The sequence below is a fragment of the Streptomyces purpureus genome (genome assembly GCF_014648195.1).
GTDB classification, from domain to species: Bacteria; Actinomycetota; Actinomycetes; order Streptomycetales; family Streptomycetaceae; genus Streptomyces; species Streptomyces purpureus.
This window is the reverse complement of sequence record NZ_BMQQ01000001.1, coordinates 393,017-399,343: the sequence shown is the minus strand read 5'-3', so window position 1 is coordinate 399,343 and position 6,327 is coordinate 393,017. Positions and strand designations below refer to the sequence as shown.

Below are 6,327 nucleotides of genomic sequence, written 5' to 3'. Positions count from 1 at the left end.
GCACCGGCCATCGGCGTCAGGCGTCCGAGCGCCTCAGCAGCAGGGCGGCGGTGGCGTCGTGGCCCGGACCGCCGGTGGTGGCGAGGACGCTTCCTTCGCCGCCGCCGTCCAGGTGGGCGACCGCGGCGGCACACTGCAGGACGCCGAGGGTGCCGGAGAGCGGGCCGAGCCCGGCCTCCAGATCGACCCGCCGCGCACCGGCGGGCACGCCGGCCGGCGGCTGCCCAAGGTCCGGGCCGGTCAGCCACAGCCCGACCGGGGCGGCCTCGGCCGTTCCGGCCGCGGTCAGCGCGCTCGGCAGGTCCCGGGTGCGGGCGTAGCCGCCGAAGGTGGCGCGGGGCCGGGCGCCGCGGGCCGCGGCGCCCGCTGCGGACTCCAGGACGACGGCGACCGCCGCGTCGGTGGTCTGCTCGCCGAGGAGCTTGGTCACGGCGTCGCCGGACGGTTCGACGCCGACGACCACGGCCGTCTCGGCGCGCCCGGCGGCGATCAGGTTCCGCGCCCAGTAGAGCGCGTCCAGGCCGCTGGTGGCGCCGTTGCAGACGGTGAGGTTGGGGCCGCGCAGGGCGTGGCGGATCGCCACCCAGCCGGCCACGACGTTGCTGGAGGTCTGCGGGAGGCCGAGCGGGCTGAGGGCGCCCACGCCGGAGCGGGCGATGGTGTCGGTGAACTCGCAGACGGTGTCGAGGCTCCCGAGGTTGGAGCTGACGACGACGGCGGTCGTGTCGGCCGCGCCGAGGAAGCGGGCGTCGTCGTCGAGCAGGCCGGCGTCGCGCAGCGCGGGTTCGGTGGCGCGCAGCGCGAGCCGGGAGGCACGGTCCTTGTGGCGCATCTCGCGGCCGGTGAGGCCGGTGGCCGGGTCGAAGCCGCCGTCGGCGGGGAGCGGGCCGAGCAGGTCGGCGGGCTTGCGTACGCCGGGCAGGGCGAGGCCGACGCCGGTGACGACGACCGTACGGGGCGGCTGGCCGGTGCCGTCGCCGTCGTGGGGGCGGGGCGTCTCCATCGGACCGGCGTCCTGGGGACGGGGCGTCCGCATCGGACCGGCGGTGGTCTGGCTGCTGGGCATCCCCATCGGACCGGCGTCCTGCGTGCGGGACATCCCCACCGGACCGGCGGCAGCCTCGGGGCTGGTCGTGTTCATCGTGCGGCCTCCACAATCGCCACGGCGTTGATCCCTCCGAAGCCGAAGGCGTCGATCTGCGCGATGTTCAGCTCGGCGGCGGCCGGCCGCCCCTGGACCAGGCGGAGTCCGGCGGCCTGTGGGATGGGGTCGGTGAGTCCGAGCACCGGCGGTACGACGCCCTGGCGCATGGCGAGCGTCGCCATGACGAGGCTGAGCAGTCCCGAGCCGCCGAGGGTGTGACCGGTCATGGACTTGATCGCCGTCATCAGGGGGCCGGGGCCGCTGTCCGCGAACACCGCGCCGAGAACGCCCGATTCGGTCGCGTCGTTGCGGGGGGTGCCGCTGCCGTGCAGCATCACAAGATCGATGTCCTCCGGGCGCACCCCGGCCCGCCTGTGGGCGTCGCGCACGGCCAGGGTGATGCCGTCCGGGTCGGGTGCGGTGGCGTGGTGGGCGTCGCAGTTCATGGCGACGCCGCGGATGCGGGCGTGGACCGGGCCGCGGCCGGTACCGGCGCGCTGGACGACGACGGCCACGGCGCCCTCGCCCATGAGCATGCCCTTGTGCGAGGTGTCGAAGGGGCGCAGCGCGTCGGGGGTGTCGTTCTGGACCCGGTCGAGGGTGCCGAAGGCGCTCTCGGTCGCGGAGTCGGTGCCGGCGACGACGACGGTGTCCGCCACGCCGAGCTCGATCATGTCGGTGGCCATGCCGAGGGCGTAGAGCGTGGCGGAGCAGGCGTTGGCGAAGGTGTAACTGGCGCTCGGCCCGAAGGTGTTCTTCAGGTGGGTGCCGAAGTGCAGGTCGGCGAGGCCGACCTGGGCGCCGTCGCGCCACCACAGCTCGCTGCTGCGCTGTTCGCGCATGGTGGTGCCCACCAGGACGGGGATCTCCGAGAGGTCCTCGTCCAGGCCCGCGTCGGCGAGCGCCTGACGCACCGCGGTGGCGAGCCAGCGGGTGGCGCGCAGCGGTTCGTCGCGTCCTTCCTCGGCGCGGTCGTCGATCTCGTAGGCGTATGCGGCCCGGTACTTGTCGGGGTCGAACGCCTTGAGCGGCGTGCGGCTCTCGCGGCCGGAGCACAGGGCGTCGAATATCTCCTGGGGGTCGGCGCCGATGTTGGCGACGGCTCCCATTCCGGTGATGTCCCAGGTCACAGCTGTGCGGCCTGCTTCCTCAGTTCGAAGGCGGCGAGTTTGCCGGTCGAGGTGACCGGGAGGCGGTCCAGGAATTCGATCCGGCCGGGGCGCTTGTAGGAGGCGAGGTCCGTACGGATCGACGCCATGACCGCGCGGCGGACGGCGGCCGGGTCGGCGTCGGGGCGGGCGACGAGGTAGAGGACGGCCTGTTCGAGACCGTGGGCGTCGGTGCCGCCGACCACGACGCACTCCTGGACGCCGTCCGCCCGGCGGACCACGGTCTCGATCTCGCTCGGGACGACCTTGTACCCGCCGAGGTTGAGCAGGTCGTCCGCGCGGCACAGATGGGTGAACGCGCCGTCCTCGGTGCGGCGTACGACGTCGCCGGTGTAGACGCCGCCGTCGGCGAAGGTGGCGGCGGCCGCGTCGGGGCGGCCGATGTAGCCGAGCGCGACGGTGGGACCGGTGATGTGCAGGCGGCCTTCCGTGGCGCCGGCCAGGGGCGTGCCGTCCTTGTCGCGGACCGTGGCGGTGACACCCGGCACCGGCAGCCCGAAGGTGCCCGGCAGCGGCTGCCCCGGCAGGGTGCCGACGACGATGTAGAGGACCTCGGTGGCGCCGAGTCCGTTGACCAGTTCGGCGTCGAAGACGGTACGGATGCGTTCGCCGAGGGCGGCGGGGAGGTTCTCGCCGGCCGCGACACACAGCCGCAGCCGGTCGCCGGCGACGGTGCCCTGCGGTGCGGTCGCCTCGGCCGCGTCGAGCAGCGCCGCGTACAGCCGGGGTACGGAGAACAGCACGGTGGGGCGGTGGCGTTGGAGCGCGGCGGTGACGGAGTGGATGTCGGCCGTGCCGCGCAGGAGCGCGACGCGGGCGCCGGCCGCCAGCGGGCAGAGGACCGAGCTGCCGAAGCCGTAGCCGAAGGACATCCGGGCGGTGGAGAGCACGGTGTCGTCGGGGGTCAGCGCCAGGAGGGCGCCGACGCCGTGGGAGAGCGCCTCGACGGCCCCGGCGGAGTGCCGGACTCCCTTGGGCCTGCCGGTGCTTCCGGAGGTGTACTGCACCAGCGCCTCACGCCGCGGCTCCCAGCGGGCCGGGGCTCCGGCCTGGTCGGGGCGGTGTGCGGGGCCGTCGGCGCCGGTGGTCAGGGCGGTACGGACGTCGTCGCCGGTCAGCCGGGGCAGTCCGGCGAACAGTGCGTCAAGTGCCTGCTGCCGTTTGGGCGCGGCGTCGAGGTGGACGACGGCGGCGGCGCAGTCGTCGGCGATGTAGCGGATCTCGTCGTCGGTGAGCAGGGGGCTGACCACTGCGGGTACGCAGCCGTGCCACCACAGGCCGAGGACCGCTGCGACGGTGGCCACGGAGTCGTCCGCGACCAGCAGCGCCCGGCTGCCCTCGGCGACACCGGCGGTCCGCAGCGCGCCGGCGTATCCGCGGGCCGCATCCAACAGGCCCCGGTAGGTGACCTCTCCGACGTCGGGGTCGAGGTAGCTGATCCGCTCGCCGTGTCCGGCGCCGACATGACCGGCCACCAGACGGCCGATCAGGTCGAGGCTCGCGGGCGGTGCGGTGCGGTCGCCGAGGACGGTCACGGCGGCGTCGACGCTGGTGACGGCGGCCGCCTCCGCCGGGGTCAGCGAGAGACCGAACTCGCTCTCGATCCTGGCGACCAGCTCGACCTTCTCCAGGGAATCGACACCGAGGTCCTCGTAGAACGACGCATCGGATTCGATGCTGGTCACTTCCATTTCCAGAATCGATGCCACGATTTCACGCAGTCTGTCGCGCACAGCATCGTTCCGCACTACATCGCGCACCAGCGAGGATCCTTTTCAAGAAGACTCAGATGTCTGCTCAAGCCGAATGCCGAAGGGGCCGCGCATCCGAATCCCGGACCCGCTCCTCAACCCTTCCGATACGCACCGGCGGCAACCAGGACCATACACGAATCCGATCTTCGGACTCCCGCCGCTGTCCGGTTTGCTCACGTCGACACAGAACGTTCACACGCCTTCTACCTGTGCTTTTCAGCCCACTACGCGCATAGAATTCCGCGCCCTCTCCGGCCACCCGCGATGAAGATGACGGTTCGTCACGATCGCCGTCCAAGTCGGACATGACGAGCCATCATGTGATGACAAACCCACAGCTGAGAGGCGCGCGACCGGAGTTACGGAGCCTCGGGGGCGGCCCGTCACGGTGAGATTGGTGCTCCCTCTGACCTGGTGCTAGGGTCCTTCGAGCTCTTGCCCCGACCGGTCGCCCCTCGGCAACTTCTGCCTCTTCCGACCGCTTTGCAGGAGAAAACCCCCACTGCGTCCTGCTCTCGCCACGCCATCGTCCGGAACAGGTGAACAAATGCCTTTCTCTTCACGCACCTTGCGTACCCAGCAGGAGCGCGATCAGCTCCTCGAGGGAAATTTTGGCGGCGGTAATGCCTGGCGTACCGCTCTGGACACGAGCCGTACACCCGATCTTCCCGTGCTGGTCTCCGAGCGCGCCGTCGTGAATGCGGACGGGGTCCCCCAGAATGAATTCAGCCTCGCCGAGCTGTGTGCGCTCGCCGATTCCTGGTCGGCCTGGTATCTCGCGCAGGGAATCTCGGCACGCGACCGGGTCGCGGTGTACATCGAGGATTCCTTCGAGGACCAGGTCCACCTGACGGCGCTGGCCCAGATCGGCGCGATACCGGTCCTCGTCAACGGCCGGATGCGTCCGGAGGTCGCCCTCGGCGTCATCGAACGCTCGGGCGCCGTCGGTCTCTACACGGACGCCGCGCACTTGGAGCTCCTGGACGGCCGGCAGGCCGGGCTGCCCGCGCTGCGGGCGTCCTGGGTCCGCGCGGACGCCGACCTCGCGGGCCGGGTGCTGCCGGAGGCGGCGCGCCACCGGCACGCCGACGACGACCCGGTGGTCCTGTGCCACACCTCGGGCACGACCGGCAACCCGAAGCTGGTGATCTGGACCCACCGTCAGAGCGTCGAGGGCGCCCGCTTCCGGCTCTCGGTCCACCCCGAGCCGGAGAACTCGGTGATGCTCTCGGCCGTGGCGCAGTCCCACTCGGGGGCCATCGCGTTCACCTTCTACGCCCTGCTCGCGGGCCTTCCGCTGGTCACGCTCACCGACCGCAGCCCCGCGAGCGTCGCCCGCGCCACCGCCACCTACCGGCCCACCACGATCATGGCGTTCCATCCGACGTTCGCCGCGCTCGCCACCTCCGAGCCCGACCCGGCGGACTTCGCGTCGGTGGAGTACTGGCTCAACACCGGTGACTCGGCGCACGATCCGCACGTACGGACCCTGACCGCCCTGGGCCACCACACCCGGGACGGGAAGCGCGTGCCGGGCTCGGTCTTCGGTGACTCGCTCGGCGCGTCCGAGCTCGGCTGGGGCCCGCTGCGCCGCGTCATCACCCAGGACTCCCCCGCCCGCGCCCGGCACATCGGCCGCCCCGTGCCGATCGCCGACGTGACCGTGCTGCGCGAGGACGGCACCGAGGCGGCCCCGGACGAGACCGGCCTCCTGGCGGTGCGCGGCGGCTCGGTCTCCCCCGGCTACTGGAACGACTCCGACACGTACTACCGCAGCCGGCTGGGCACCTACCGGCTGACCGGGGACCTCGCCCGCAGGGACGCGGAGGGCGAGTTCTTCCACGTCGACCGGGTGGTCGACCGGATCCGTACCGCCGAGGGCGACGGCTACTCCGTCCTGATGGAGGAGGCGCTGCTGCTGCACGTGCCCCAGATCGCCGACTGCGCGGTCGTCGCCGGCCTCGACGGCGGGCGGACCGTACCGGTCGGTGTCGTGCGGCCGTACGCCGACGGCGCCGACGCCGAGGAGCTGCTGAAGCTCGCCAACGCGGCGCTGGCCGGCATCGGCCAGCCGGAGCTCGCCGTCCTGGAGATCGCCACCAGCGACGAGGACATTCCGGTGGGGCCTACCGAGAAGACGCTCAAGCGTCAACTGCGGGACAGGTACGCCGACCTGCCCACCTACGTGGCGTCCGCCCCGCCCGGAAAGCTGACCGCCCCCGGTCTCGCGTCGAGCCCGCCGGCCTGAGCCGCCACCCGG

Annotated in this window: 4 protein-coding genes; 1 reads left to right on the top strand and 3 read right to left on the bottom strand. The window is 72.5% G+C overall.

Annotated features, from left to right (window positions below; translation table 11 throughout):
* Positions 1 to 16: 16 nt before the first annotated feature.
* Genes IEZ01_RS01760 through IEZ01_RS01750 form a run of 3 tightly spaced genes read right to left on the bottom strand, consistent with a single transcriptional unit; the run spans position 17 to position 4,046 of the window.
* Positions 17 to 1,141 (bottom strand): beta-ketoacyl synthase N-terminal-like domain-containing protein, encoded by a 1,125-nt coding sequence (locus IEZ01_RS01760; protein ID WP_019891013.1) that lies wholly within the window; start codon positions 1,139 to 1,141, stop codon positions 17 to 19.
* On the bottom strand, positions 1,138 to 2,274 hold the full coding sequence (locus IEZ01_RS01755) for a beta-ketoacyl synthase N-terminal-like domain-containing protein (RefSeq protein WP_019891011.1): 1,137 nt from the start codon (positions 2,272 to 2,274) through the stop codon (positions 1,138 to 1,140). The genes IEZ01_RS01760 and IEZ01_RS01755 overlap by 4 nt, the downstream gene beginning before the upstream one ends.
* Positions 2,271 to 4,046 (bottom strand): AMP-binding protein, encoded by a 1,776-nt coding sequence (locus tag IEZ01_RS01750; RefSeq protein WP_267907242.1) that lies wholly within the window; start codon positions 4,044 to 4,046, stop codon positions 2,271 to 2,273. Before IEZ01_RS01750 ends, IEZ01_RS01755 begins: the two co-directional genes overlap by 4 nt.
* 568 nt (positions 4,047 to 4,614) lie before the next feature.
* Here IEZ01_RS01750 and IEZ01_RS01745 point away from each other — a divergent pair.
* Positions 4,615 to 6,315 carry a class I adenylate-forming enzyme family protein gene (locus IEZ01_RS01745; RefSeq protein WP_040875232.1) on the top strand — a complete coding sequence of 567 codons (1,701 nt, stop codon included), beginning with the start codon at positions 4,615 to 4,617 and terminating at the stop codon, positions 6,313 to 6,315.
* The last annotated feature ends 12 nt before the right edge of the window (positions 6,316 to 6,327 follow it).